The sequence below is a fragment of the Bradyrhizobium cenepequi genome (assembly GCF_020329485.1).
Taxonomy (GTDB): Bacteria; Pseudomonadota; Alphaproteobacteria; order Rhizobiales; family Xanthobacteraceae; genus Bradyrhizobium; species Bradyrhizobium cenepequi.
On sequence record NZ_JAGKJI010000007.1, the window covers coordinates 76,663 to 102,738 of the forward strand.

The 26,076-nt window shown below is 63.8% G+C and carries 22 protein-coding genes; 9 read left to right on the forward strand and 13 right to left on the reverse strand.

The window, feature by feature from the left end; translation table 11 throughout:
* On the forward strand, positions 1-1,128 hold the full coding sequence (locus tag J6497_RS10905; protein WP_225704269.1) for an ABC transporter permease: 1,128 nt from the start codon (positions 1-3) through the stop codon (positions 1,126-1,128).
* 151 nt (positions 1,129-1,279) lie between these two features.
* Here the strand turns inward: J6497_RS10905 and J6497_RS10910 are convergent, their stop codons facing one another.
* Positions 1,280-2,086, reverse strand: a complete 807-nt coding sequence (locus J6497_RS10910) for an enoyl-CoA hydratase/isomerase family protein (RefSeq protein ID WP_225704270.1) — start codon at positions 2,084-2,086, stop codon at positions 1,280-1,282.
* 81 nt (positions 2,087-2,167) lie between these two features.
* Here J6497_RS10910 and nthA point away from each other — a divergent pair, with 81 nt between their 5' ends.
* Genes nthA through J6497_RS10925 form a run of 3 tightly spaced genes read left to right on the forward strand, consistent with a single transcriptional unit; the run spans position 2,168 to position 3,824 of the window.
* Positions 2,168-2,788, forward strand: coding sequence for a nitrile hydratase subunit alpha (gene nthA / locus J6497_RS10915; RefSeq protein ID WP_225704271.1), 621 nt, complete (start codon positions 2,168-2,170; stop codon positions 2,786-2,788).
* Positions 2,785-3,444, forward strand: coding sequence for a nitrile hydratase subunit beta (gene nthB / locus J6497_RS10920; protein WP_225704272.1), 660 nt, complete (start codon positions 2,785-2,787; stop codon positions 3,442-3,444). Before nthA ends, nthB begins: the two co-directional genes overlap by 4 nt.
* Complete coding sequence (locus tag J6497_RS10925; protein WP_225704273.1) at positions 3,444-3,824, forward strand: nitrile hydratase accessory protein; 381 nt, start codon at positions 3,444-3,446, stop codon at positions 3,822-3,824. Before nthB ends, J6497_RS10925 begins: the two co-directional genes overlap by 1 nt.
* On the opposite strand, the gene queC is transcribed toward J6497_RS10925, so the two are convergent.
* On the reverse strand, positions 3,821-4,534 hold the full coding sequence (gene queC / locus J6497_RS10930; RefSeq protein WP_225704274.1) for a 7-cyano-7-deazaguanine synthase QueC: 714 nt from the start codon (positions 4,532-4,534) through the stop codon (positions 3,821-3,823). The genes J6497_RS10925 and queC overlap by 4 nt on opposite strands.
* Positions 4,535-4,662: 128 nt before the next feature.
* On the opposite strand from queC, the gene mazG reads away from it, so the two are divergent.
* Positions 4,663-5,493 (forward strand): nucleoside triphosphate pyrophosphohydrolase, encoded by an 831-nt coding sequence (mazG, locus tag J6497_RS10935; protein WP_225704275.1) that lies wholly within the window; start codon positions 4,663-4,665, stop codon positions 5,491-5,493.
* Positions 5,494-5,573: 80 nt separating this feature from the next.
* Here the strand turns inward: mazG and hflX are convergent, their stop codons facing one another.
* From hflX to dusB, 7 genes are all read right to left on the reverse strand, one after another.
* Positions 5,574-6,956 carry a GTPase HflX gene (gene hflX, locus J6497_RS10940; RefSeq protein WP_225704276.1) on the reverse strand — a complete coding sequence of 461 codons (1,383 nt, stop codon included), beginning with the start codon at positions 6,954-6,956 and terminating at the stop codon, positions 5,574-5,576.
* Between the two features lie 11 nt (positions 6,957-6,967).
* Complete coding sequence (gene hfq, locus J6497_RS10945; RefSeq protein ID WP_027578348.1) at positions 6,968-7,216, reverse strand: RNA chaperone Hfq; 249 nt, start codon at positions 7,214-7,216, stop codon at positions 6,968-6,970.
* A 261-nt stretch (positions 7,217-7,477) separates the two neighbouring features.
* Entirely contained in the window at positions 7,478-8,848 is a 1,371-nt protein-coding gene (gene ntrX / locus J6497_RS10950; RefSeq protein WP_225704277.1) for a nitrogen assimilation response regulator NtrX, read from the reverse strand.
* A gap of 16 nt (positions 8,849-8,864) precedes the next feature.
* Positions 8,865-11,240, reverse strand: coding sequence for a sensor histidine kinase NtrY-like (locus tag J6497_RS10955; protein ID WP_225704278.1), 2,376 nt, complete (start codon positions 11,238-11,240; stop codon positions 8,865-8,867).
* A 191-nt stretch (positions 11,241-11,431) separates the two neighbouring features.
* Positions 11,432-12,874, reverse strand: a complete 1,443-nt coding sequence (ntrC, locus tag J6497_RS10960; RefSeq protein ID WP_225704279.1) for a nitrogen regulation protein NR(I) — start codon at positions 12,872-12,874, stop codon at positions 11,432-11,434.
* A 9-nt stretch (positions 12,875-12,883) separates the two neighbouring features.
* Entirely contained in the window at positions 12,884-14,059 is a 1,176-nt protein-coding gene (locus J6497_RS10965; protein ID WP_225704280.1) for a two-component system sensor histidine kinase NtrB, read from the reverse strand.
* The gene (dusB, locus tag J6497_RS10970) at positions 14,056-15,057 is read right to left on the reverse strand and encodes a tRNA dihydrouridine synthase DusB (protein ID WP_225704424.1); all 1,002 of its coding nucleotides are present in this window, start codon (positions 15,055-15,057) and stop codon (positions 14,056-14,058) included. The genes J6497_RS10965 and dusB overlap by 4 nt, the downstream gene beginning before the upstream one ends.
* A 286-nt stretch (positions 15,058-15,343) precedes the next feature.
* On the opposite strand from dusB, the gene J6497_RS10975 reads away from it, so the two are divergent.
* Both J6497_RS10975 and J6497_RS10980 read left to right on the forward strand, forming a co-directional pair.
* Positions 15,344-16,540, forward strand: a complete 1,197-nt coding sequence (locus J6497_RS10975) for a bifunctional 2-C-methyl-D-erythritol 4-phosphate cytidylyltransferase/2-C-methyl-D-erythritol 2,4-cyclodiphosphate synthase (RefSeq protein WP_225704281.1) — start codon at positions 15,344-15,346, stop codon at positions 16,538-16,540.
* Position 16,541: 1 nt separating this feature from the next.
* Positions 16,542-17,144, forward strand: a complete 603-nt coding sequence (locus J6497_RS10980; RefSeq protein WP_225704282.1) for a CinA family protein — start codon at positions 16,542-16,544, stop codon at positions 17,142-17,144.
* Here J6497_RS10980 and J6497_RS10985 read toward each other — a convergent pair.
* Positions 17,141-17,608, reverse strand: coding sequence for a type II toxin-antitoxin system RatA family toxin (locus J6497_RS10985; RefSeq protein WP_225704283.1), 468 nt, complete (start codon positions 17,606-17,608; stop codon positions 17,141-17,143). The genes J6497_RS10980 and J6497_RS10985 overlap by 4 nt on opposite strands.
* A gap of 7 nt (positions 17,609-17,615) precedes the next feature.
* Positions 17,616-18,575: a lipoyl synthase gene (lipA, locus tag J6497_RS10990; RefSeq protein ID WP_225704284.1), complete on the reverse strand. Its 960-nt coding sequence runs from the start codon at positions 18,573-18,575 to the stop codon at positions 17,616-17,618.
* Between the two features lie 133 nt (positions 18,576-18,708).
* Between lipA and J6497_RS10995 the strand changes: the two genes are divergently transcribed.
* Entirely contained in the window at positions 18,709-19,320 is a 612-nt protein-coding gene (locus J6497_RS10995) for a DNA-3-methyladenine glycosylase (RefSeq protein ID WP_225704285.1), read from the forward strand.
* Positions 19,321-19,570: 250 nt separating this feature from the next.
* Positions 19,571-21,820: a glycoside hydrolase family 113 gene (locus tag J6497_RS11000; protein WP_225704286.1), complete on the forward strand. Its 2,250-nt coding sequence runs from the start codon at positions 19,571-19,573 to the stop codon at positions 21,818-21,820.
* Positions 21,821-21,936: 116 nt separating this feature from the next.
* On the opposite strand, the gene J6497_RS11005 is transcribed toward J6497_RS11000, so the two are convergent.
* Both J6497_RS11005 and J6497_RS11010 read right to left on the reverse strand, forming a co-directional pair.
* Positions 21,937-24,804 carry a valine--tRNA ligase gene (locus J6497_RS11005; RefSeq protein ID WP_225704287.1) on the reverse strand — a complete coding sequence of 956 codons (2,868 nt, stop codon included), beginning with the start codon at positions 24,802-24,804 and terminating at the stop codon, positions 21,937-21,939.
* Positions 24,805-24,940: 136 nt separating this feature from the next.
* The gene (locus J6497_RS11010) at positions 24,941-25,723 is read right to left on the reverse strand and encodes a PopZ family protein (protein ID WP_225704288.1); all 783 of its coding nucleotides are present in this window, start codon (positions 25,721-25,723) and stop codon (positions 24,941-24,943) included.
* Positions 25,724-26,076: the final 353 nt, after the last annotated feature.

Sequence of the window (26,076 nt, forward strand, 5' to 3'; positions counted from 1 at the left end):
ATGCGCTCTCTCTCCAACATCTTCTGGCTCGGCACCAAGGAACTGCGCAGCTTCTTCAGCGACTGGGTGCTGCTTGGGTTCGTGATCTACTCGTTCTCGCTTGCCGTCATCAGCCAGGCGCAAAGCAATGCCCAGGAGGTGTTCCATGCCTCAATTGGGGTGGTCGATGAAGATCACTCGGAATTGTCCCGCCGGATCACGCATGCATTCCTGATGCCCTATTTCAAGGAGCCGGTGGCAATCGCGCAGGCCGATATCGAGCATCTAATGGATACCGGCAAATACACCTTCGTCATCGATATTCCGCCCAACTTCCAGCGCGACGTTCTGGCGGGCCGCCAGCCCGGACTGCAGATCAATGTCGACGCCACTGCGATGATTCAGGCCGGCCTCGGATCGGGCTACGCGCAACAGATCATCAATACCGAAATCGCCCAGTTTGTCTCGCAGGTGGAACGTGTGCCGGAATCGCCCGTCAATCTGGCGGTCCGGATCGCATTCAATCCCAACGTGACAACCGCCTGGTTCTCCAGTGTCATGGGCATCATCTCGAGCGTCACCATGCTTGCGATCATCCTCGCCGGCGCCGCGCTGGTGCGCGAGCGCGAGCACGGCACGATGGATCATCTGCTGGTAATGCCGCTGAGCCCGTTCGAGATCGCGATGTCGAAGATCTGGGCCAATGGGTTCGTCATCGCGGTCGCAGTCGGCCTGTCGCTCTATCTGGTGGTCCGCCTGCTCCTGAAGATCCCGATCGCCGGCTCGATCCCACTGTTCACGCTTGGGACCATCCTCTACCTTTTCTTCGCGACCGCGATCGGGCTGTTCCTGGGCACGGTCGCGCGATCCATGCCGCAGCTTGGCCTCCTCTACATGCTCGTCGCCGTTCCCATGAACGTCCTGTCCGGCGGCGCCACGCCGCTGGAGAGCATGCCGCCCTGGCTCGCGACCGTGATGCAGGCTTCGCCCTCGACCCACTTCGTCTCCTTCGCGCAGGCGATCCTTTATCGCGGCGCCGGTCTTGATGTCGTGTGGCCGCAATTCCTCGCCGTCGCCGGCATCGCCTCGCTGTTTCTTTTCCTGTCGATCCTGCGCTTCCGGTCCACACTCAGTTCGGCGTCGAATTAGCGACTGCGGACAATCACGTTCGCGTGCTCTGCCGGCCGCTTGATCTTCGTCAACATCGAACGAGCCAGAACGCAACTGGCCGGGCAATGAAGCAAGTTCGCGGCGGACGCAAAGCGGTTTGCACCAGCGAGTCCAGCATCGACGGATCGCACTATCGTCCCTTGAACCGCGGCTTCCGCCGTTCCAGGAATGCCGCGACGCCTTCCTTGTGGTCTTCGGTCATGCTTGCCAGCGCGAACTGGTCGACATCCATATGGGCAGCCAGATCATCGAGCGCATGTGCCAGGCGGTTGACCGTGAGCTTTGTCATGGCAACCGAGATCGGCGGCTGCGCTGCGACTTTTGTCGCGAGTGCCATGGCGGCGTCAAACGCCTTGCCCGGCTCGGCCACCTGCTCCACCAATCCCCATTCGTAGGCGTCCGCGGCGGAGATGCGGTCGTCGGCGAGGATCACGGCCTGCTTGGTCCGTGCCGGCCCTATCAGGTGCAGCATGCGTGGCACGCTCTGCCAGCTCATGTTCATGCCAAGCCCGATCTCGGGCACGCGCATATGGGCATCGCGCGCCATCACGCGGAAGTCGAGCGCGACCGCCAGCGCCACGCCGCCGCCAATGCAGAACCCCTCGATCGCGCCGATCGTGACCTGTTCCATGTCCTGCCAGGCCCGCGACAGCCGCGGCCCCAGTTTCAGGTGGCGGCGCAGCGTGCCGATGTCCATGGTGCGGCGCGAACGGCCTTCGGCGTCCTTGAGGTCGAATCCGGCGCTGAAGGATTTGGCGCCGCCGGTCAGCACGACCACGGAGGTCGCGCCATCATCCTCGAAACTGCGCGCGGCATCGGTGAGCTGGCGAAGCGCCTCCGGCGACAGCGCATTGATGCCGTCGCCGCGGTCAAAGCGCACGACCGCGATCCGGCCTTCCGGACCCAGGCCTTTTTCGATTCTTATGTATTCCGCCACGATTGCCTCCCTGTCATGGCGGAAATGCTAGCAGACTCGACGCCTCGACATACCCTGGATTTTTCGCCTATCTTCGCCGCCATGAGCGAACATCATCACGACCACGACCATTCGGAACTGTCCGAGACCGAGCTGCGCGTGCGCGCGCTCGAGACGATCCTGACCGAGAAGGGTTATGTCGAGCCGGCCGCGCTCGACGCCATCATACAGGCCTATGAGACCCGGATCGGCCCGCATAACGGCGCGCGGGTCGTCGCCAAGGCGTGGACGAATCCCGCGTTCAAGCAGGCCCTGCTCGAAGACGGCACGCAGGCCGTCGGCACGCTCGGTCATGTCAGCCGCGTCGGCGACCACCTCGTCGTGGTCGAGAACACGCCTGATCGCCACAACATGGTCGTTTGCACCTTGTGCTCCTGCTACCCCTGGGAAATGCTCGGCCTGCCGCCGGTCTGGTACAAGGCCGCACCCTATCGCTCCCGCGCGGTGAAGGACCCGCGTGGTGTGCTCGCCGATTTCGGCGTGACGCTGCCGAAGGAGACCGAAATCCGCGTCTGGGACTCGACCGCCGAGACCCGCTTCCTGGTGCTACCGATGCGGCCCGACGGCACCGAAGGCTGGAGCGAGGCGCAGCTTGCCGAGCTCGTGACGCGCGATTCCATGATCGGCACCGGATTTCCGAAGCGGCCGGGAGCGCCGTCATGAATGGCGTGCACGACATGGGCGGCATGGACGGGTTCGGCAAGGTCGAGCCCGAGCCGAACGAGCCGATGTTCCACGCTGCGTGGGAAGCGCGGGTGATGGCGATGGTGCGCGCGATGGGCGCCACTGGTGCCTTCAACATCGACACCTCGCGCTATTACCGCGAAACCTTGCCGCCGCCCGTCTATCTCGCGAGCTCCTACTACAAGAAATGGCTGCTCGGGCTCGAGGACCTGTTGCTGGACAAGGGATTCATCGGAAAGGAAGAAGTCGCGACGGGCCATGCGGTGCAGCCGCCGAAGCCGCTCAAGCATGGCAAATTCGAGCTCGATGACGTCGAGCGTGTGATGGTGCGCGGCAAGTTCGGCCGTACGGCGCCCGCGCCCGCAAAGTTCAAGCCCGGCGACAAGGTGCGCGCGAAGAACATTCATCCCCTCACGCACACGCGGCTGCCCCGCTACGTGCGCGGCCATGTCGGCGTGGTCGAGCGCGACCATGGCTGTCACGTGTTCCCGGACTCGGCCGCGATGGAGGCCGGCGAGAATCCGCAGTGGCTCTACACCGTGGTGTTCGACGGGACCGAACTGTGGGGGCCGGATTCCGATCCGACCATCAAGATCTCGGTCGACGCCTTCGAGCCATATCTGGAGCCCGCCTGATGGATACCGGTGCAGCCGCGCGCGCCACGGCCGCCGTGCCGAGCATCCCGCGCGATGATGAGGGCCCGGTGTTCCGCGAACCCTGGGAAGCGCAGGCCTTCGCGATGGCGTTGACGCTGCACGAGCGCGGCCTGTTCACCTGGAGCGAATGGGCCGCAGCCCTCGCCGACCAGATCAAGCGCGCCCAGGCAGAAGGTGATCCCGACACCGGCGAGACCTACTATCGCCATTGGCTCGCAACACTGGAACGCCTCATCGCCGAAAAAGGCGTCGCCACCACCGAGAACCTGCACCGCTACCGCGACGCCTGGGACCACGCCGCCGACCGCACCCCGCACGGCAAACCGATCGAACTGCGACCGGAGGATTTTTCTGGCTAGCGACGCTCCGCATATTCCCGCCATCCCCTCTCCCGCAGCGTGCATGCCGGGCATTCGCCGCAGCCGTAGCCCCAATCGTGGGACGCGCCGCGTTCGCCGAGATAGCAGGTATGGGAGTGCTCGCGGATCAGGTCGACCAGACCTGTGCCGCCAAGTTCATGAGCGAGCTCCCAAGTTTCAGCCTTGTTGAGCCACATCAGCGGCGTGTGCAATTCGAAATCCTTGGCCATGCCGAGGCTGAGCGCGGACTGCAGCGCCTTGATGGTGTCGTTGCGGCAATCGGGATAACCGGAATAATCGGTCTCGCACATGCCGCCGACGATGTGGCGGATGCCGCGGCGATAGGCCAGCGCGGCCGCGAAGGTGAGGAACACCAGGTTGCGTCCGGGCACGAAGGTATTGGGCAGGCCGTCCGCGCCCATTGCGATCGTGACGTCACGCGTCAGCGCGGTGTCGGAGATTTCGGCCAGCGTCGGGATTTCCAGCGTGTGGCCCTCACCCAGCTTTGAGGCCCAGTCCGGCCGCAGCGCCTTGATGCCAGAAACCAGCCGGTCCCGGCATTCGAGCTCGATTGCGTGGCGCTGGCCATAGGCAAAGCCAAGCATCTCGACGCGCGCGAAATGCTTGAGCGCCCAGGCAAGACAGGTGGTGGAATCCTGTCCGCCGGAGAACAGCACCAGCGCCGTTTCGGATGAGAAATCTTCGCTCATGGCGCGCGCTTTAGCACCGCCTGACATGGCGACCAACCGGTGGAAAGCGGCACATTTTGGCGCGTTCCGCTGGGATCGGGCCGTCGCTTGCGGCATAAAGCAAGACAAGCAGAATTTCTGGTGCCCGCATGACCCCTTCCCGCGACATTTCACGCCTTCTTGAGATCATGGCGGCGCTGCGCACGCCGGTGACCGGCTGCCCCTGGGATCTCGAGCAGAATTTTGCGACCATTGCCCCTTACACGATCGAGGAAGCCTATGAGGTGGTGGACGCCATCACCCGCGGTGACCTCGACGATCTCCGGGAAGAACTCGGCGATCTCCTGCTCCAGGTCGTGTTCCACGCTCGCATGGCGGAGGAAGAGAACGCCTTTGCGTTCGGCGATGTCGTGGAGGCGATCACCAGGAAGATGATCCGGCGGCATCCGCATGTGTTCGCGGACAAGGACGGCAATCTCGCCCCCTCCCACGTCAAGGAAGTCTGGGACCGCATCAAGGCTGAGGAGAAGGCCGAGCGTGCGGCGCGCCGGCCGCCGGAAGAAGCGGGGCACAAATCGCTGCTGTCTGGCGTCAAGGCCGGCCAGCCCGCGTTGACGCGCGCCATGGAATTGCAGCGCAAGGCGTCGACGGTCGGCTTCGACTGGAACGATCCGCGCGCCGTGTTGAAGAAGATCCGCGAGGAGGCCGACGAGATCGAGGCGGCGCTCGACGGCGCCGATGCCGATGAGCTGGCGGAAGAAACCGGCGACCTCCTGTTCGCGGTGGTCAACCTAGCGCGGCACGTCGGCGCCGATCCGGAAACCGTCCTCCGTGGCACCAACGCCAAATTCGAGCGCCGCTTTGCCTATATCGAGCGCGCGCTAGAGGCGAAGGGACGTTCGCTGCAGGACGCCTCGCTCGAAGAGATGGACGCGCTGTGGAACGAGGCGAAGGGAGCTCCTAGCCGGGATGGAGCGTAAGCGAAATCCGGGATTCTTGCGTTTGGCTCCAGCAGTCTTGGATTGCGCTGCGCTCCATCCGGGCTACGGCCGCTTCCCGCCTACATCACATGCGGCACGGCGTCGAAGCGTGACACGACGATATCGCGCTTGGTCTCGTCGACGCGGACCGTCATGTCGAAGCGGCCGTCGTGCAGCTTCTTGTCGAGCACCTCGGAATTGCGGTGCAGCCAGCTGATGCCGGCGCCGTCAGCGGCATCGATCGACAGATCCAGCGTCATCCGCTTGGTTGCCAGCCGGTTCTCGATGGCGGCCAAGAGTTCGTCGACGCCCTCCCCGTTCCAGGCAGAGACCAGGAAGGCCGGCCGCTCCGGCGGACGGCGGGCGGCGATGTTGCGCAAATTCGCACGCTCCTCGGGATCGAAGCAGTCGATCTTGTTCCAGACTTCGATGATCCGCTGGCCACCGTCGACATCCGGATCGATGCCGAGCTGGCGCAGCACAGCCTCGACGTCGCGCTCCTGAGCGTCCGCATCCTCGTGCGAGATGTCGCGGACGTGGAGGATGAGGTCGGCTTCCAGCACCTCTTCCAGAGTGGCGCGGAATGCTGCGACAAGCTGTGTCGGCAGGTTGGAGATGAAGCCGACGGTGTCCGACAGCATCGCCTTGCCACCATGCGGCAGATGCAGCGCGCGGAGCGTCGGATCGAGCGTCGCGAACAACATGTCGGCGGCCTGGACATCGGCACGGGTCAGGCGGTTGAACAGCGTCGACTTGCCCGCGTTGGTGTAGCCGACCAGCGCCACCACACGGTATGGCACGCGCTGGCGCCCGGCGCGGTGCAATCGCCGCGTCGCCTGCACCTTCTTCAGGTCGCTTTCGAGCCTGGTGATGCGCTCGCTGATCAGCCGGCGGTCAGCCTCGATCTGGGTTTCGCCGGGACCGCCCATGAAGCCGAAGCCGCCGCGCTGGCGCTCAAGATGGGTCCACGACCGCACCAGCCGGCTGCGCTGGTAATTGAGATGCGCGAGCTCGACCTGCAGCGCACCTTCCCTAGTCTTGGCGCGCCGGCCGAAGATCTCCAGGATCAGGCCGGTGCGATCGAGCACCTTCGTGTTCCAGGCCTTTTCCAGGTTGCGTTGCTGGATCGGCGACAGCGCGCAATCCATCACCACGAGCTCGATGTTGTGGCCGCCGACGAGGCCGGAGATCTCCTCGACCTTGCCCTTGCCGAGATAGGTCGCCGGCCTGATCTGGCCGACCGGCGCGATCACGCTGTCGATCACCGTGAGGTCGATGGCGCGCGCGAGGCCCGTCGCTTCCTCGATCCGCCCCTCGAAGTCGCGCACAGACGCTTCCGTTTGCGCCGCGGCGTCGCCGCGGCGCATCCGCATATAGGGGCCGATGACAACGACCCGGCCCGTCTTAACTCCCTCCGCCGACCGTGGCCGGTCGGCGGCCCCTTCACGATTACGGGGCTCCAATCAGTTCACTCTCAACCCTGTGTATCCTCACCGCCTTCAAACAACTGGATCGGTGCGCCCGGCATGATGGTCGAGATCGCGTGCTTGTAGACAAGCTGCGAATGACCGTCGCGCCGGAGTAAAAGGCAGAAATTGTCAAACCATGTGACAATACCCTGCAGTTTCACGCCATTCACCAGAAAGATCGTCAGTGGCGTCTTGGTCTTACGAACGTGATTTAGGAAGGTGTCTTGTAGATTTTGAGCGCGGTCTGCCGCCATTTTTGTTGTCCCGCCGTCTTGTGGTTCTTCTTATTGGATTGTTGGAACCGGTTGGAGCCCTCTGACGGAGCCCCTCCCCGGTCGCCGGCCCGCCCTGAGTTCCCCCTCTGACAGGCTCGGCGGTAGGATTAGAGGGCAGGCCCGCCCATTAGGCAAGCCAGTTGACGCGCCGCCGATGAACAAGAATCGGCAATTGCCGCAAAAGCATGGGGAAAAAAGCGATCGTTCCCAGTCGATTGCATGGATGTGCGACCGGATGGCTCAGCCTACCCCCAGCGCCTTGAGTTTGCGATGGAGCGCCGAACGCTCCATGCCCACGAACTCCGCCGTGCGCGAGATATTGCCAGAAAACCGACTGATCTGGGCAATCAGATAGTCGCGCTCGAACACCTCGCGCGCCTCGCGCAGCGGCAGTCCCATGATGTGCTCCCCATTGCTGCTGGTCGGCATCGCCGGCACCATCGAGCCGACGTCCTGCGGCAACATGTCCGCCGTGATGATCGCCTCCGGGCCGCCGCCAGCCAGAATCATCACCCGCTCGACATTGTTGCGGAGCTGGCGGACGTTGCCGGGCCACACATGGGACTGCAGCACCGCCATCGCGTCCTGGCCGATCTGCCGCTTCGGCAGGCCAGTCGCCGCAGAGATCTGCTCCATGAAATAGTCGATCAATTCAGGGATATCCTCACGCCGCTCGGACAGCGGTGGCACCCGGATCGGCACCACCGACAGGCGATGGTAGAGATCCTCGCGGAAGTGGCCGGCCGCGATCTCCTCCTCCAGGTTGCGGGCCGTGGAGGAGATGATGCGGACGTCGACATGGATCTTTGCGGTGCCGCCGGAGCGCTGAAAGGTCTGGTCGACCAGCACGCGCAGGATCTTGTTCTGGGTTTCGCGCGGCATATCGGCGATCTCGTCGATGAACAGCGTGCCGCCATGGGCCTCTTCCAGGGCGCCCGGCTTCCGCGGCTGCTCGCCATTGGATGCCTCGATGCCGAACAGCTCGACCTCCATCCGCTCCGGCGTGATGGCGGCCGCATTGATGACGACGAACGGGCCGTCGACACGGCTTGACGCCTGGTGCAGCGTACGGGCCACCAGCTCCTTGCCCGAGCCTGCCGGCCCCACGATCAGGATGCGGCTGTTGGCCTTGGCGGCGCGCTCGATGGTCTGACGAAGCTGGTTCATGCAGGCAGAGCGGCCGGTCAAAATACTTGCAGTTGGAGCCTGTTGTTTGAGTTCTTTCACTTCGCGCTTGAGGCGTGAATTCTCCAGCGCGCGGTTGGCAACCAGGATCAGCCGATCCGACTTGAACGGCTTTTCGATGAAGTCGTACGCGCCGCGCTTGATCGCGGCGACCGCGGTTTCGATGTTGCCGTGGCCGGAGATCATCACCACCGGCAGGTCGGCATTTTCCTTCTTGATCTGCTCCAGAAGCTGCAATCCGTCGAGCTTGGAGCCCTGCAGCCAGATGTCGAGGAAGACCAGATGCGGGCGGCGGCTGGCGATCTCCGCCAGCGCCGAATCGCTGTCGCGCGCGGTGCGCGTGGAAAAACCTTCGTCTTCCAGAATTCCCGCAACGAGGTCGCGAATGTCTGCTTCATCGTCGACAATCAGAATGTCACTGGCCATGGGTTACACCTGCCTGTCAGTCGCCTGTCGCGGCTTTGATTATTGGTTGGATATTGGTCGTGGATGCCGGGTCGCTGGTCGCGGACTCCGGCGGATTTTTTTCTTGGTCGGGCGCGCCTGACTGCTGCGACTCCGGGCCGGTCGTCGGAGGCGGCTCCTTCGCCTCTGCCTTTGGCGGCTGGCCGGAGACGGCGAATCGAAGCCGCATCCAGGCACCGCGCTGCCCGGGACGGAAGTCGGAGGCATCCTTCAGCTCGATGCGGCCGCCATGGTCCTCGAGCACGCGGCCGACGATCGCGAGCCCGAGCCCGGTGCCCTTCTGGCGCGTCGTGACGTAGGGCTCGAGCAGCCGTGCGCGTGCGACCTTCGGCAGGCCGATGCCATTGTCGACCACGTCGATGATGATCTCCTCGCCTTCGCGCTGCGCGATGACGTCGATCCGCCCCTTGCCTAGTTCTTCCGCCGGCACCTGCTCGATCGCTTCGGTCGCGTTCTTGATGATGTTGGTCAACGCCTGCGAGATCAGCCGGCGATCGAACTGCGCCCGCATCGGGTCCTGCTTGATGTCGGCCTCGATATCGAGCTCGGGGTGCGCGACCTTCATCAGGAACACCGCCTGCCGCACGGTGTCGGCGACATCCTCACCTTCCATCACCGGCTTCGGCATGCGGGCAAAGCGCGAGAATTCGTCGACCATGCGCCTGATGTCGTCGACCTGGCGCACGATGGTGTCGGTGCATTGGTCGAAGATGGACTTGTCCTTCGGCTCGGTGATGGTCTTGCCGAATTTGCGGCGGATGCGTTCGGCCGAAAGCTGGATCGGCGTCAGCGGATTTTTGATCTCGTGCGCGATACGACGCGCGACGTCGCCCCAGGCGGAGGTGCGCTGGGCCGAGACCAGCTCGGTGATGTCGTCGAGGGTGATGATGTAATTGTCCCACGAATGGCTGGTCTTCTCGGCGGAGATGCGGACCGACAGATTGCGCTCGTGGCCGTCGCGGGTGATGGTGATCTGGCCCTGGACCAGGCGCTGGCTGCCCTCCCGCGCCGTTTTCATCATTTCGTCGAGCTCGGGAAGCACGTCCGAAAGCGGATGGCCCAGGGTCTCCGACTCGGCATGGCCGATCAGCTTCTCCGCCGAGCGATTGAGGATGCCGACGCTGCCGGACGCATCGACACCTATGATGCCGGCGCTCGCCGACGACAACACCGCCTCGATGAAGCGGCGGCGGCTGTCGATCAGTTCGCTGGCATTGACGAGTTCGTCGCGCTGGGTCCGCAACTCCTGCGTCATCTTGTTGAAGGTTTGCCCGAGCTGGGCGAGATCGCCCTCGGACTTGTGGACGGGAACCTGGATGCTGAGATCGCCTGTGGAGACCTGATTGGCGGCACTCATCAAGTGGCGGACCGGCTCGACCAGCCAGTTGGCGAAATTCAGCCCAAGCAGCACCGATGCCATCAGGATCGTCAGCGCGATCACGGCAAACATCAGCGCGAACGCGACCTGGATACCGAGCCTGCGGGACTCGATCTCGGCATATTCGGCGACACTGGCCTGGGTTTGCTTTAGCTGGCCGACCACCCGCGGATCGAGCAGACGCGCGACGTAAAGGAAGGTATCGTTGAAGGCGCGCAGGCGGACGACCGCGGCGACATAATTCTCTTCCGGGAAGACGGAAATCTCCGGCTTGTTTTCGCCCACGCTGTTGAGCAGCTCCGCAGGTGGAGTGGTAAAGACCAGCTGAAGGCCGGTCTCTGCGCTCTCGAGAATGTTGCCTTCCTTGTCTATCAACATGGCGCCCGGCAGATTGCGCGCGGCGGCGCTCGACGACAGCAATTCCTTGAACGTCCGCCGATCTTGATCGAACAGCGGCCGCGCGCTCGCTATGTCGTTCGCCATCCCCAGGATGTCGCTATTGATCAGCTGGGCGTGCTCGTAGGTGTAGGCGCGGGCGATGATCAACGAATTCTGGATCACCTCCCGGGTCGGCCCCGAGAACAGGCGGTCGAGGCCGCGGTCGATGGTGACATTGGCGACAATCGCCACCAGGACCGCCGGGAGCACCGCGATGATCGAGAACAGGCTGACGATCTGGACATGCAGCCGAGCGGCGGCGCGGCCGCGGCGCCTCGCCTGCACGACCTGCCAGACCTCGCGGAGGATGATACCCACGAGCAGCAGGATGGTGGCTGCATTGATCAGCAGGAACGAATAGACAACGTTCTTAGTCGGCTCGATCGGGGTCAGCCCGGCGAGCACCACGAATGTCAGGAGTGCCGACAGCAGCGCAATGGCCACGGCGAAGGACGCCAGCCACTTCGCGAGCGGCAGCCCCCTTTTTTCGGTACGCGAAGGTTCGTACGGCTGAGCCGTGGTCTCTGGGCTGGTCATTCCCGGCAAGGATGAACTGAAGGCCTCAACGTCCGCCGGTTGAGCGAACTGATGCAATCATATCACAATGTTGCCGAATTGCGACATTTCCACGGCGCCGGCTTAAGAATGAACAGGGTCCACAGGCGCTCTCGGAAGGCCTGCCTTTCGGGGCTGGTGCAGTGCACCGAAGCCCAATGAGACATGCGCAGCTAGCCGCCGCTCCGGTAAACCTGAATATCGAGGTCCCTGATCTTTTTGCGCAGCGTATTGCGGTTGAGACCGAGCAGGTCGGCGGCGCGGATCTGGTTGCCGCGGGTCGCCGCAAGCGCGGCCGTCAGTAGCGGTACCTCGATCTCCTTGAGGATCCGGTGGTAGAGCCCCGGCGGCGGCACGCCGTTCGGGAAGCCGGAGAAGTGCGACGATAGATAGGCCTCGACCGCGCCGCCGAGATTGTCGACGCCGTGCTGCGTGTTGCCGCCGGAGTTGACGGCCGGCGGAGCCAGCTCGCCGTCGATCACGGACGAGGTGATCACGTCCTGTGGATAAAGGGCCGCCAGCCGGCGTGCGAGGTTTTCCAGCTCACGAACGTTGCCGGGCCAGCGGTGCTGCTTCAGTCGCTCCAAGGCCTGTGCGTCGAGCTTCTTTGGCGGCAGGCCGTCCTTCTCGGCGAGCGCGAAGAAGTGCCTGATGAGGTCGGGCAGATCCTCGATCCGCTCGCGCAGCGGCGGCAGCCGCAGCGGCACAACGTTCAGGCGGAAGAACAGGTCTTCGCGGAACAAACCTTGCTGGATCAGGATCCGCAGATCCTTGTTGCTGGCGGCGACGATGCGCACGTCGGTCTTGATCGGGGTGCGTCCGCCGACGGTGGTGTATTCGCCCTGCTGCAGCACGCGCAGCAGCCGGGTCTGCGCCTCCATCGGCATGTCGCCGATCTCGTCGAGGAAGAGCGTACCGCCTTCCGCCTGCTCGAACCGGCCGGAAGCGCGGGTATTGGCGCCGGTGAACGCGCCGCGCTCATGACCGAACAATTCCGACTCGATCAGGTCGCGCGGGATCGCCGCCATGTTGACGGCAACGAAGGGGCCGTTCCGCCGCTTGCCGTAGTCGTGCAGCGCGCGGGCGACCAGTTCCTTGCCGGTGCCGGATTCACCCGAGATCATCACGGTGAGGTCGGTCTGCATCAACCGCGCCAGCACGCGGTAGATTTCCTGCATCGCCGGCGAGCGGCCGACGAGCGGGATCGAGTCGAACTCGGAGTCGTCGGCGGCGCTCGTCACCCTCTCCTTCGGCTCAGCGAGCGCACGACCGACGATGGTGATCAATTCCTTCAGGTCGAAGGGCTTCGGCAGATATTCGTAGGCGCCGCGCTCGGAGGCCCTGATGGCCGTCATGAAGGTGTTTTGCGCGCTCATGACGATGACGGGCAGGTTCGGCCGCATCTTCTTGATGCGCGGCAACAGGTCGAACGCGTTCTCGTCGGGCATCACCACGTCGGTGATCACGAGATCGCCCTCGCCCTGGCTGACCCAGCGCCACAGCGTCGCGGCGTTGCCGGTCAACCGCACCTCGTACCCGGCGCGTGACAGGGCCTGGTTGAGAACGGTGCGGATGGCGGTGTCGTCATCAGCAACGAGAATGCTACCTGCGGGCATTGTCTTTCCTCATCTTGAGTCCTGTGAGGCATGCGATGGCGTACCCGGAACGTCCTCGCGGCTGCTTTGGTCGATTTGTTTGGCGGGGTTGTACATCGGCATCAGCACGCGGAAGGTGGTCTTCCGCGGCTGGGATTCGCATTCGATGATGCCACCATGATCGCCGACGATTTTGGCCACAAGCGCAAGCCCGAGGCCACTGCCAGTCTGTTTTGTGGTGACGAAGGGGTCGAACAGATTGGGCAACAGGTCTTCCGGCACGCCGGAGCCGTTGTCCTTGACGCAGAATTCCAGCGGCAGCGACACCCGCGATTTCATGCCGGGCACCGACAGGCGGACGCCCGGACGGAACGCGGTGGTGAGCTGGATTTCGGCATCAGTGCCGAGATCGGCCACCGCCTCGGCGGCGTTCTTCACGAGATTGAGGAACACCTGGATCAGCTGATCCTGGTTGGCGAGCACCGGCGGCAGCGACGGGTCGTAGTCCTCGATGAAGCGGACGTTGCGCGCGAAGCCCGACTGCGCCAGCCGTTTGACGTGGTCGAGCACCGAATGGATGTTGACCGGGCCGCGGGCAACCGGACGGTCGTCGCCGAACACTTCCATGCGGTCGACCAAAGTGACGATGCGGTCGGCCTCGTCGCAGATCAGCCGGGTCAGCATGCGGTCGTCCGAGGAGGCCTGCTGCTCCAAGAGTTGCGCCGCGCCGCGGATGCCCGACAGCGGATTCTTGATTTCATGCGCCAGCATCGCCGCCAGCGCAATCACCGAGCGCGCGGCGCTGCGGTGGGTGAGCTGCCGGTCCATCTTGTCGGCGATGGTGCGCTCCTGCAGCATCACGACGATATGCCCAGCCCGCTCCGTGACCGGCGCCACATGCAGGTCGACCTGGCGGTCGCCGCCGATCCGTGGCGTGCCGAGATCAACCTTGTATTCGTTGACCGGCGAGCCGCTGGCACGCACCTGGTCGATCAGCGCGAGCAGCGGACTGCCGAACGGCACCAGCTCCTTCAGCGACTGCCGCTGCAGGAACTGTGTGGAGATTTCGAAGAATGATTCAGCGGCGATATTGGCGTCGACGATGCGGCCATCCGGCGCAACCAGCAGCACCGGGTTCGGCAGCGCGTTGAGGATGGCCTCGCTGTCGGAGGGCATGCGCCGGCGAGTGTCTGCGAGTGATGTCATGCAGCAGCACTCCATGCAAAATCGTCGTAAGCATTCTGAAGCGATTGATGCACGCTTAAGGGTTCGTCGGAGGTCAGGATCCTTTGCCGCCAGCCCTTTAGCGTCGCTGCCGGAGCGCGGCTATAGTGGGCGGCGATCTCCAGCGCCCACCCGACATGCTTTCGCGCGTGCTTGAGCCCGACACGGACCCCGTAATGGCCCAGGACGGCATCGTAGAGTTCACGGATATGGTTGAGTTGCTCGGCCAGCGGCGGCGTATTTTCCACAATGCCGGTCTCGAGCCGGCGGGCGATCTGCCCCGGCAGCCAGGGCTGGCCCTGCGCGCCGCGTCCGATCATGACCGCGGCGGCGCCGGACTGCTCGAGCGCGGTCACCGCCGTCTCGAAAGAAGTGATGTCGCCATTGACGACGAGCGGGATGGAGACGGCGTCGCTGACTTCGCGCACGGCCGCCCAATCCGCCTCGCCCTTGTAGAACTGACAGCGGGTGCGGCCATGCACCGTCACCATCCGCACGCCGGCCGCTTGCGCACGGCGCGCCAGTTCCGGCGCGTTGCGCGAGCGGTCGTCCCAGCCCAGCCGCATCTTCAGCGTCACCGGCACCTTGACCGCCGCGATCGTCGCCTCGATCAGGCTTGTGGCATGGTCGAGGTCGCGCATCAAAGCGGAGCCGGACTGGCCGCCGGTCACCTGGCGCGCAGGGCAGCCCATATTGATATCGATGATGTTGGCGCCCGCCGCTTCCGCGATCCTCGCGCCCTCGGCCATCCAGCGGGTCTCGCAGCCTGCCAGTTGGACTACATGCGGTCCGATCCCGGCCGCCTCGCAGCGCAAAAGCGAGATGGGCCTGCCTCGCGCAAGATCATCGCTGGCTGTCATCTCGGAGATCACAAGCCCCGCGCCGAGACTCGCCGCCAGACGCCGAAACGGCGCATCGGTGACGCCGGACATGGGGGCGAGAAGCACCGGGTTGGCGACGGCAATGTCGCCTATTTTCAACGGTTTACAACGTGTTCCTGTGAGGCCGGTCACGGACTTCTCGTGTTGCTGGCGGCAGCCTCATCGCGCCGCTGCCTTATATTGTGAGCACAATTCTTGTGCAGTCAAGCCTTATGCCTACGGTTTAGACATTCCTACCATTTGCGCAAGTGCACTGCAACAACAACCGCTTTTCCCACAGGGAATGGGAATAGCCCTGTCATTGCGCATCCAGCGTGGTAAGGGCTGTGCGCTGGCGAAAAGGCCGGCCCCCCTCCTCAACCGGACTCGTATACAGTTTCGTCCAATGCCCAGACCTGAGCGTACCGCCGCCATCCTTGTCGCAGCCGGCCGCGGGCTTCGCGCCGGCGCGGGTGGGCCGAAGCAATACCGGGCGATCGGCGGGCAGACGGTGATCTTCCGGGCGATGGAGCCGTTCAGCCGCCATCCCGATGTTTTCGCGGTGCAGCCTGTCGTCAATCCTGATGATGCCGTCCTCTTCAACGAAGCAGTTGTGGGCCTTCGCCACCGGTCGCCGGCAAGTGGTGGTGCGACCAGGCAGGCGTCCGTCCATGCGGGGCTTGAGGCGCTTGCCAGCGAGAAGCCCGACATCGTGCTGATCCACGATGCGGCGCGGCCCTTCGTGACGCAGGCGCTGATCTCGCGCGCGATCGACGCGGCCGGCCGTACTGGCGCCGCCATTCCCGTTGCCGCGGTCACCGACACCATCAAGCTGACCGATGCGAACGGCGATGTCGAAGCGACGCCGGATCGCGCGCGGCTGCGAATCGCACAGACGCCACAAGTCTTTCGTTTTGACGCGATCCTGGAGGCACACCGCCGCGCCGCGCGCGAGGGCTTGAGCGACTTCACCGACGATGCCGCGATTGCCGAATGGGCGGAATTGACGGTGGCGACCTTTGAAGGCGATCCTGCGAACATGAAGCTCACCACACCCGAAGATTTCGTCCGCGAGGAAGCCCGCCTCGCAAGCCTGCTCGGCGACATCAGGACGGGCACCGGCTATGACGTTCATGCCTTCGGTGAAGGCGACCATGTGATGATCTGCGGCGTGCGGGTGCCGCACACGAAGGGTTTTCTCGCTCATTCCGACGGCGATGTCGGCCTGCATGCGCTGGTCGACGCCATCCTCGGCGCGCTCGCGGACGGCGACATCGGCTCGCATTTTCCGCCGAGCGATCCGCAGTGGAAAGGCGCCTCGTCCGACCGGTTCCTGAAATATGCGGTCGATCGCGTCACCGCGCGCGGCGGCCGCATCGCCAATCTCGAGGTGACGCTGATCTGCGAGCGGCCGAAGATCGGCCCGCTGCGAGACACCATGCGTGCGAAGATCGCCGAAATATCGGGCGTGAACATCTCGCGCATCGCCGTGAAAGCGACCACCAGCGAGAAACTGGGCTTCACCGGTCGTGAGGAGGGCATCGCGGCCACCGCGAGCGCCACCATTCGCCTGCCTTGGAACGACAAAGGTTGGAGCGAGTAACATGAGCGGCAGCGACGCGCGCGCCCTCTCCCGCTCGCTGCTCGACCTGTGCCGGATGCGGAAATTGACCATCGCGACGGCGGAGTCCTGTACCGGTGGATTGGTCGCCGGCGCCCTCACCGATATCCCCGGCTCATCGGACGTCATCGATCGCGGCTTCGTCACCTATTCCAACGAGGCCAAGCGAGCGATGCTTGGCGTCAATGCGCTGACGCTTTCGACATTCGGCGCGGTCAGCAAGGAGACCGCAACCGCCATGGCGGTCGGTGCCCTGGAGCGCGCAGGCGTCGATCTCGCGGTCGCGATCACGGGTATCGCCGGCCCCGGTGGCGCCACGCCAGGCAAGCCGGTGGGCCTGGTGCACTTCGCGGTTGCGGCTCGCGATGGTCGGATCATGCATCGTGAGCACCGCTTCGGCGCGATCGGACGCAGCGCGGTGCGGCAACGCTCCGTGGTGGAAGCCCTGCGCATGCTGATGGAACTGGCGCGCGGCCCGCAGGCCGCGGTCAAGCCACGCCGCGAAGCCGCCAGCCGCCTGCGCCCCCGCGTCGCGCGGTCCCCGCGCCGCAGCGCCGTCAAACGCCGGCGGCCGCCGCGCACTTAAATAGTCGTGGCCGGCTTGCCGTAAACTCTGTCCGCGCGTTTCTCGAACGCGGCGGCGAAGCGTTGGAATGCGGCATCGAACATCGATCCCATCAGCATCGCCAGCATCCGGCTTCTGAACTCGTACGAGATGAAGAAGCCGACGTCGCATTCGGTCTCGGATTTCGCCTCAAAGCTCCAGCGGTTCTCGAGATTGCTGAAGGGGCCGCGCAGATATTCGACCATGATCTTCAGGTTGGGCCGGTCAAGCGTGACCCGGCTGGTAAAGCTCTCGCGCACCACCTTGAACGAAACCGTCATGTCAGCCACAAGGACCTCGGTGCCGTCCTCGTTCGGTGTGCGTTGCCGGATCTTCAGCGCCTGGCATAGCGGCACGAATTCGGGATAGCGCTCGACATCAGCGACCAGATCGAACATCTGCGACGCGGAGTGACGGACCCGCCGCTTGCTGGAAAATCTCGGCATGTCTGGCTCAGCGGGACAACGCGGCCCGCGCCGCTTGCAGTTTGGCGAAATCGTCGCCCGCATGATGGGACGAGCGCGTCAACGGGCTTGCCGACACCATCAGGAAGCCCTTGGTATAGGCGACCTTCTCGTAGCCTGCGAACTCGTCCGGCGTGACATAGCTCATCACGGCGTGATGCTTCCGTGTCGGTTGCAGATATTGGCCAATGGTGAGGAAATCGACATCGGCCGAGCGCAGGTCGTCCATCACCTGCAGCACTTCGTGTCGCTCCTCGCCAAGGCCCACCATGATGCCGGACTTGGTGAAGATCGTCGGGTCGATCTCTTTCACCTGCTGCAGCAGGCGGATCGAGTGGAAATAACGCGCGCCGGGCCGCACGGACAGATAGCGCGAGGGCACCGTCTCAAGATTGTGGTTGAACACGTCGGGCTTTGCCGCCACCACGACCTCAAGCGCGCCGTCCTTGCGCAGGAAGTCGGGGGTGAGAAGTTCGATCGTGGTATTCGGGCAGCGCGCGCGGATGGCGCGGACGGTCTGGGCAAAATGCTCGGCGCCACCGTCGGCAAGGTCGTCGCGGTCGACCGAGGTGATGACGACATGGGACAGCCCGAGCTTGAACGTCGCCTCCGCCACGTGCTCCGGCTCAGCGGCATCGAGTGCCCCGGGCATCCCGGTCTTGACGTTGCAGAACGCGCACGCCCGGGTGCAGGTGTCCCCCATGATCATGAAGGTGGCGTGCTTCTTGTCCCAGCACTCGCCGATGTTCGGGCAGCCCGCCTCCTCGCAGACCGTGACGAGGCCGTTCTCCTTCACGATCTTGCGGGTATCGGCATAGCCGCGCGTATTCGGCGCCCGCACCCGGATCCAGTCCGGCTTCGGCGGCGACAGCGCGTCGGGCCGATTCGCCTTTTCGGGATGGCGCGGACGCACCGGATTGGACGAAATGGTATCGATCAGGGTGACCATGGGAAAATCTGCGGATATTCGAGACTGTTAGCTAATCCGTATTGCCCGAACCCGCAACCCGGCTCGCCCACGCTAGCAGAACGTGCAACATATGCGCAGCAATCTCGAGCGTTTCCCTCCGATTCCCACCGAAATGGTTCAAAATCCCAGACTGCCGGGCGAAACAGCGACCCGCCTCGGTAAGCCGCTGAAGCGCTCATTCTTTGGCCGCAGCGTGCACGAGGTCGCGCCCGACCTGATCGGCGCGACCCTGCTCTTCAATGGCGTCGGCGGCCTCATCGTGGAGGTGGAGGCCTATCACCACACCGATCCGGCCGCTCATTCCTACCGTGGGCCGACGGCGCGCAACCGGGTGATGTTCGGGCCGCCCGGTTTTGCCTATGTCTATCGCTCCTATGGCATCCATTGGTGCGTGAATTTCGTCTGTGAAGAAGAAGGCTCAGCCAGCGCCGTGCTGATCCGCGCGCTGGAGCCCACGCACGGCATCGCGACAATGCGGCGGCGGCGGCATCTCAAGGAAGCGCCCGCATTATGTTCCGGTCCCGGCAAGCTGACCGAAGCACTCGGCATAACGATTGAGCACAACGCGCTGCCGCTCGATCAGGCACCGTTCTCGGTGCACGCCCGCATCGGCAGCGTCGATATTGTCACAGGGATTCGAATCGGAATCACCAAGGCAATCGATCTGCCTTGGCGTTACGGTGTGAAGGGTTCGAAATTCCTGAGCAAGCCGTTTCCAGTTTGACTCGAACTTGCATTGCCATCGTAACGCGGTACGCATCAACAATCGCAACATCGACGCAATCCTGTCATGACACGCCCACGTTGCGCGTGCAGATTTAAGCTCGCGTCGCTTCGCTGCACGCGTGTGAGTTGCTCAATGAATTGTGCTCTGCTGAAAGACGGAACACAACGCAGGCGAAAGAGTTCTGCGCAAGACGCTGGGCCACCGAAACAGCGAAAATAGAAAACATAGAAACTGAGGAGCTGTGCCGATGGCTGGCGCGTTTACGGTCGAAGGATTCGGATTTCTATCCAACTACAATGGTGCATTCGTCACGAGCGCGGCGCGCGATGCCATGCAGGCAATCGCAGACACCAATGCAAATTCGATCGAGCTCGCGCCCCGGCTCTTTATGAACACGAGGCATTCGGACGACGTATTCGCCGATCCCGGCAAGACCGAGAGTGACGCCAACATCCTTCAGGCCATTGCGAATGCGCAGGCGCTCGGGCTTTCGGTCTCGCTGAAACCAATGGTCTCGGCTCTCGACGGCGCACTCGCATACGCGCTAACTCCGGACGATCCCTCCGCCTTCTTCGCGTCCTACAAGGCCGAGATCGTCCATCTGGCGGAGCTCGCCCAGCAAGCCGGCGTCAGCATGTTCGTGGTCGGCAATGAACTCGGCAAGCTCTCAGGTCCCGAATATCGAAACTACTGGGCCGACATCATTGATTCCGTGCGCGCGGTGTACCACGGCGAAATCACTTACGCGGCGGCCACCGATGAAGCCATCAATGTCAGCTTCTGGGACAAGGTCGATGTCATCGGCATCAACGCCTATCCGCCGCTGACAACCGAACGTGATCCGACCGTCCAGGAAATGGTCAATGCGTGGAACACGATGTCCACCGACGACTACTGGGCTAAGGTGATGGATCATAAGTCGCCGGTCGAATTCTTCCATTCCCTCGCCCTTCAGTACGACAAGCAGGTGGTCTTCACCGAGACCGGCTATCGCAGCGTCGACGGCACCAATATCAGCCCGGGCGGCTGGGCCGGCAGCACGACGGAGGACGTCCAAGAACAATACGATGCGTTCAACGCCTTCTTTCAGGTGTGGGGGTCGGAAGGCGGCAGCTGGTTCAGGGGCGCATCGATCTGGAACTGGGACGCGAACAACAAATATTCAGAACTCGGCTACTCGCCCCAAGGCAAGCCGGCGCAGCAGCTGATTACAGAGTGGTATGGCGGCCAGCACCAGCCACCCGGCCAGACGCTGACGGGCTCTCCGGCCGCCGATCTGATGGATACCGGCGGCGGCAATGATGTGCTGTCGGGCGGGGTCGGCAACGATACGATCAAGGCCGGCGACGGCAATGACGCCATCACCGGCGGTCCCGACACGATTCCGAAACTGACGGAGACCACCGTCACCGTGACCGGCTACAGCTCCGTGGTCGGCGGCATCGGCGCCCAGATGCAGCTTCTGGTCAATGGCCAGCAGATCGGCAGCACGGTCGAGTTCCACAATGCGACCGACGCATCGGGCTTCCAGACCTTCACCTTCACATTCGCCAATCCCGCGTCGATCTCCAGTCTCGATCTCGCTTTCATCAACGACATCGCGGGTGCGGGTGGCGACCGCAACCTCTACATCAAGGACATCACGGTCAATGGCGAGCACCTGTCGGTTTCCGATGCAGTCAATCCGAGCTCGCCGGGAACCTGGAATCTCTATCAGAACAAGGCGATCCACTATGACATGAGCGGTCGCCAGGACCTGTTCTTCGGCTCGTCCACCGACAACGATGTCATCGATGGCGGTCCGGGCAAGGATGTGATCAACGGCGGCGCCGGTGCCGACGTGATCCACGGCGGCGCCGGAGACGATACGCTCGACAGCGGACCCGGCATCGCCACTGCGACGGATCAGCTCTACGGCGATGATGGCAACGACATCATCAAGGCCGGCAAGGGCGACACCGGTGCCCTGCTCGACGGCGGCGCCGGCCGGGATCAGCTCTACGGCGGATGGCTAGCCAACGTCATCAATGGCGGTGACGACAACGACTATCTGTCCGGCGGCGGGGGAGCCGACACCTTGCACGGAGGCGCCGGCAATGACTCGTTGAAGGGCGGTCCGGGTGCGACCCAGATGCAGGGCGATGACGGCAACGACACGCTGATGGGCGGAACCGGCCACGAGGTTCTGTATGGCGGCAGCGGTGACGACAGGCTCAATGGCGGCGGCAACGACACGCTGTCAGGTGGCGCGGGCAACGACACTTTCGTGTTCGCCCCCGGCTTCGGCAAGGACGCGATTGTCGACTTCCAGAACACCGATGGCGCGCACGACGCGCTTCAGTTCGACCGCACCGTCTTCGTCGATTTCAGCGCGCTGCAATCGCACATGGCGCAGAACGGCACGAGCGTCGTGATCACCTTCGACGCCAACAATTCGGTCGAGATCAGGAACACGACTGTGGATCAGCTCCACGCGACTGATTTTATTTTCGTGTAAGCGAGGTTGCGGAACGAATTGTAGGGTGGGTGGGCAAAGCGCAGCGTGCCACCATTCAGATCCGGTGCAAGAAACGGTGGGCACGCTGCGCTTTGCCCACCCTACGGCATCTGGCTTCAAGACGCCTTCTTCAGCCGCTCCAGCGCCTCGAGGATCTTTGCCTTCCGCTCCAGCGCCGCCTCGCGCTTTTCCTTTTCTTCCTCGACGATCTCTTCAGGCGCGTTGGCGACGAACTTCTCGTTGGAAAGCTTAGCGTCGACGCGCTTGATATCGGCGTCGGCTTTGGCGATTTCCTTCTCGAGCCGCGTGCGCTCGGCGGCAAGATCGATCACGCCCTTCAGCGGCAACGCCGCGACCTCACCGCGCACCAATAGCTGCACGGCGCCTTCGGGGGCGGCATCGGCAAAGGAGATGTCCGCGAGCCGCGCCAGCCGTTTTGCAACATCGCTCCAGCGCTGCACCCGCTGTTTCGTCTCGTCGGAAACGCCGGCGAGCACCAGCGGCGTCAGCGTGGCCGGCGGGATGTTCATCTCCGCGCGCACCGAGCGGATCGCGGTGACAAGGTCGACCACCCAGCCGATCTCGGCCTCCGCTTCGGGATCGCTGAACTCGTCCGCATCGATCGCGGCGACGACTGGCGCGATGATCGGTTCGGTCGGACCTGCCAGCGAAATCGTGGCCAGTTGCTCCGCGCTCAGCGGGGCGGTCTTGCGCGGCCATGGCGCGAGCACCAGCAGGCCATCGCGCTTGGCTGTCACCGCCCACAGCTCCTCGGTGATGAAGGGCATGAACGGGTGCAGCAGCTTCAGGATCTCGTCCCGCGCCCAGGCGACCATGGCGCGGGTCTCGGCCTTCGCCGCGCCCTCCTCGCCCAACAGCACGGGCTTTGCGAGTTCGAGATACCAATCGCAATACACGTTCCAGACGAAGCGGTAGATCGCATTCGCCGCGTCGTTGAAGCGATAAGCCTCGATCCCCTCGGTCACCTCGCGCGTGACGCGGGATGTCTCGTGCGCGATCCAGCGATTGAGCGTCTCCTTGGCCTGTGCCGGCTCGAAACCCTCAGGCAGCACGCAGCCGTTCATCTCGGCGAAGCGGCAGGCGTTCCAGAACTTGGTGGCGAAGTTCCGGTAGCCCTCGACGCGCTGCGTCGACAGCTTGATGTCGCGCCCCTGCGCCGCCATCGCGGCCAGCGTAAAGCGCAACGCGTCGGCGCCGTATTCGTCGACAAGATGCAGCGGGTCGATGACGTTGCCCTTCGATTTCGACATCTTGGCCCCCTTCTCGTCGCGGACGAGGGCGTGGATGTAGACGGTCGAGAACGGGACCTCGTTCATGAAGTGAAGGCCCATCATCATCATCCGCGCGACCCAGAAGAAGATGATGTCGAAACCGGTGACGAGGGTGTTGGTTGGATAGTAGCGCTGCAGCTCCGGCGCCTCGTCCGGCCAGCCGAGCGTCGAGAACGGCCACAGCGCGGACGAGAACCAGGTGTCGAGCACGTCTTCATCACGCGTGATGAAGCCCTCGCGCTTGGCGGGATCCTCCGCCATGTCGTGGCCCTGCTCCGGCGTGATGACTTCCTGCTCGACGTAATAGCCGAGCGCGTTGCCGACGGCCTCTTCTTCGGTCTCGGCGACGAAGACCTTGCCGTCGGGTCCATACCATGCCGGGATCTGGTGGCCCCACCAGAGCTGGCGCGAGATGCACCAGGGTTGGATGTTCTCCATCCATTCGAAATAGGTCTTTTCCCAGTTCTTCGGCACGAAGGTCGTTTCACCCGCGCGCACGGCCGCAATCGCGGGCTGCGCCAGCGTGTTGGCATCGACATACCACTGGTCGGTAAGGAACGGCTCGATGACGACGCCGGAGCGGTCGCCATGCGGCACCATATGCGTGTTCGGCTCGATCTTCTCGAGGAAGCCGAAATCCTCGAGCCGCGCGACGATCCGTTTTCGCGCGGCAAAGCGTTCAACGCCGTGGAATTCCTCGGCGAACTGCAGCGCGCCCTCGGGCAGGCCGCGTAGATAGTCCTCGTTGCCGACCAGCGAGAGCTTGCCTTCCTGATCGAGCACGCTGATCTGCGGCAGCCCGTGGCGCTTGCCGATCTCGAAGTCGTTGAAGTCGTGCGCCGGCGTGACCTTCACGGCGCCAGAGCCCTTCTCCGGATCGGAATAATCGTCGGCCACGATCGGAATCCTGCGGCCGACCAGCGGCAGGATCACGTGGCTGCCGACCAGCGCGCTGTAGCGCTCGTCGTCCGGATGCACGGCCACCGCGGTATCGCCGAGCATGGTTTCCGGGCGCGTGGTCGCGACTACGATGAAGCTTGCGGGATCGTCGGGGCTGAACGCCCTGCCCTCGATCGGATAGCGCAGGTACCAGAGATGGCCCTTGACCTCGACCTGCTGCACCTCGAGATCGGAGATCGCGGTCAAAAGCTTCGGGTCCCAGTTGACCAGCCGCTTGTCCTTGTAGATCAGCCCTTCGCGGTGGAGTTCGACGAACACCTTCACAACGGCGCGCGAGAGGCCCTCGTCCATCGTGAAGCGCTCGCGCGACCAGTCACAGGAGGCGCCCAGCCGCTTCAGCTGGTTGATGATGGTGCCGCCGCTCTCGGCCTTCCATTGCCAGACCCGCTCGAGGAATTTGGCGCGGCCCATCTCGCGCCGCCCTGGCTCCTGCCGCTCCACCAACTGCCGCTCGACCACCATCTGGGTAGCGATGCCGGCATGGTCGGTCCCCGGCTGCCAGAGCACGTCGCGCCCACGCATACGCTCGAAGCGGCACAGGACGTCCTGCAGCGTGTTGTTCAGCGCATGTCCCATGTGCAGCGAGCCCGTCACGTTCGGCGGCGGGATCACAATGGTAAACGGGGCGGCGGCGCGCCGCCCGGGGCGGCCGGCCTTGAAGGCGCCGCTCTGCTCCCAGATGCGGGACATCCGGCTTTCGATATCGGCGGGCTGGTAGTTTTTCTCGATCATGGCGACACAAATGGGGATGCTTGAGAGGGCTAGAAAGCCGCCGGGACACGCCGAGTCAACCGGACTGGCATGTCCAAAACGCCATAACACCCATTCGGGATGGCTGAATTAAGGGGCGTCGGCAGCGCCGGGACGGCTAGCGACCGCGCGAAACCCGCTCGATCTCGGCTTTCACGATCCGCTCGACCAGTCCCGGCAGGTTGTCGTCCAGCCAGGATTTGAGCATCGGCCGCAGCATTTCCTTGACCAGATCCTCCAGCGTCCGTGCATTGTTGCTGAGCACGGTGTTGGCCAGCGAATTGAACGCGCTTTCGACCGCGTTCATGGTCGAGTGCGACAGGATCGGTTGCTGTGCGTAGGAACTCTCGGTCGCCGGCGGCTCATAGGCCGGCTGCCGCGGAGGTGGTGGTGGCGGCGGCCTGGTGGCTTCCGTGAACTCGATGTCGTCCTGCGGTTCAACTTTCTGAAAGGTCGGTGGCGGCGGCTTGGGCGTCGGCGCGGGATCCGGCAAAGCCATTTCGTCGGTCAGTTCGAATACGTCGCCATCAGGTTGCGGCGGCCTGACTTCGGCCTCCTCCGTCGCCTCGTCGAGGCTCGCCAGCATGGCGTCGATGTCATCCTGGCTGTTGGTCTTGGCTGGCGGCGCCGCCGGAGCGGGTTTTGGCGCTGGTGGTGCCGGCTTCGCCGCGGCAGCTTGCGCGGCCGGAGTCGTCGTCGAGGGCGGAATGTCCTTCACCACCGGCTTGGCAACCGGCGCGGCGGCGACCGCCGGTTTCTCCGGCGCCGCGACACTTGCCGGCCTGTCGTTTACGGCCTTGTCGGTGGAAGCGGGCTTGGCCTCATCGTCGGCGATGATGCGACGGATCGACGCCAGAATCTCCTCCATCGAGGGCTCTTGGACCTTTGCAGGTTGCGTCATTTCCGACTCCACATCGAAATTAATCCTACACCAAGCCGCATGAGATTCGGCGGTTCCGGATGAAGCGGCCGGAATTTTTCATCGCTCGAGTCCGGACTTGTCCCCAGATCAACGGTTACCCGGCGCGTCGCACGGGGCCGTTCCCCTCATGGCAACCGAGTCACACCGATGGACGCGAAAACAGCGTTGCGAATCGTTCTGTTGCCTATGGGAACGGTATGTCAGGGCAATAATCGATTGCAAGCAACGCGCGCTTCGAAGTTTTGCGGCGTCTTCATGACCGCCACGCGACATATGAACGCGACATCCGCGGGCGGGGCAACGCCGGGCCCCGGAAATGCATTGGGCCCGCT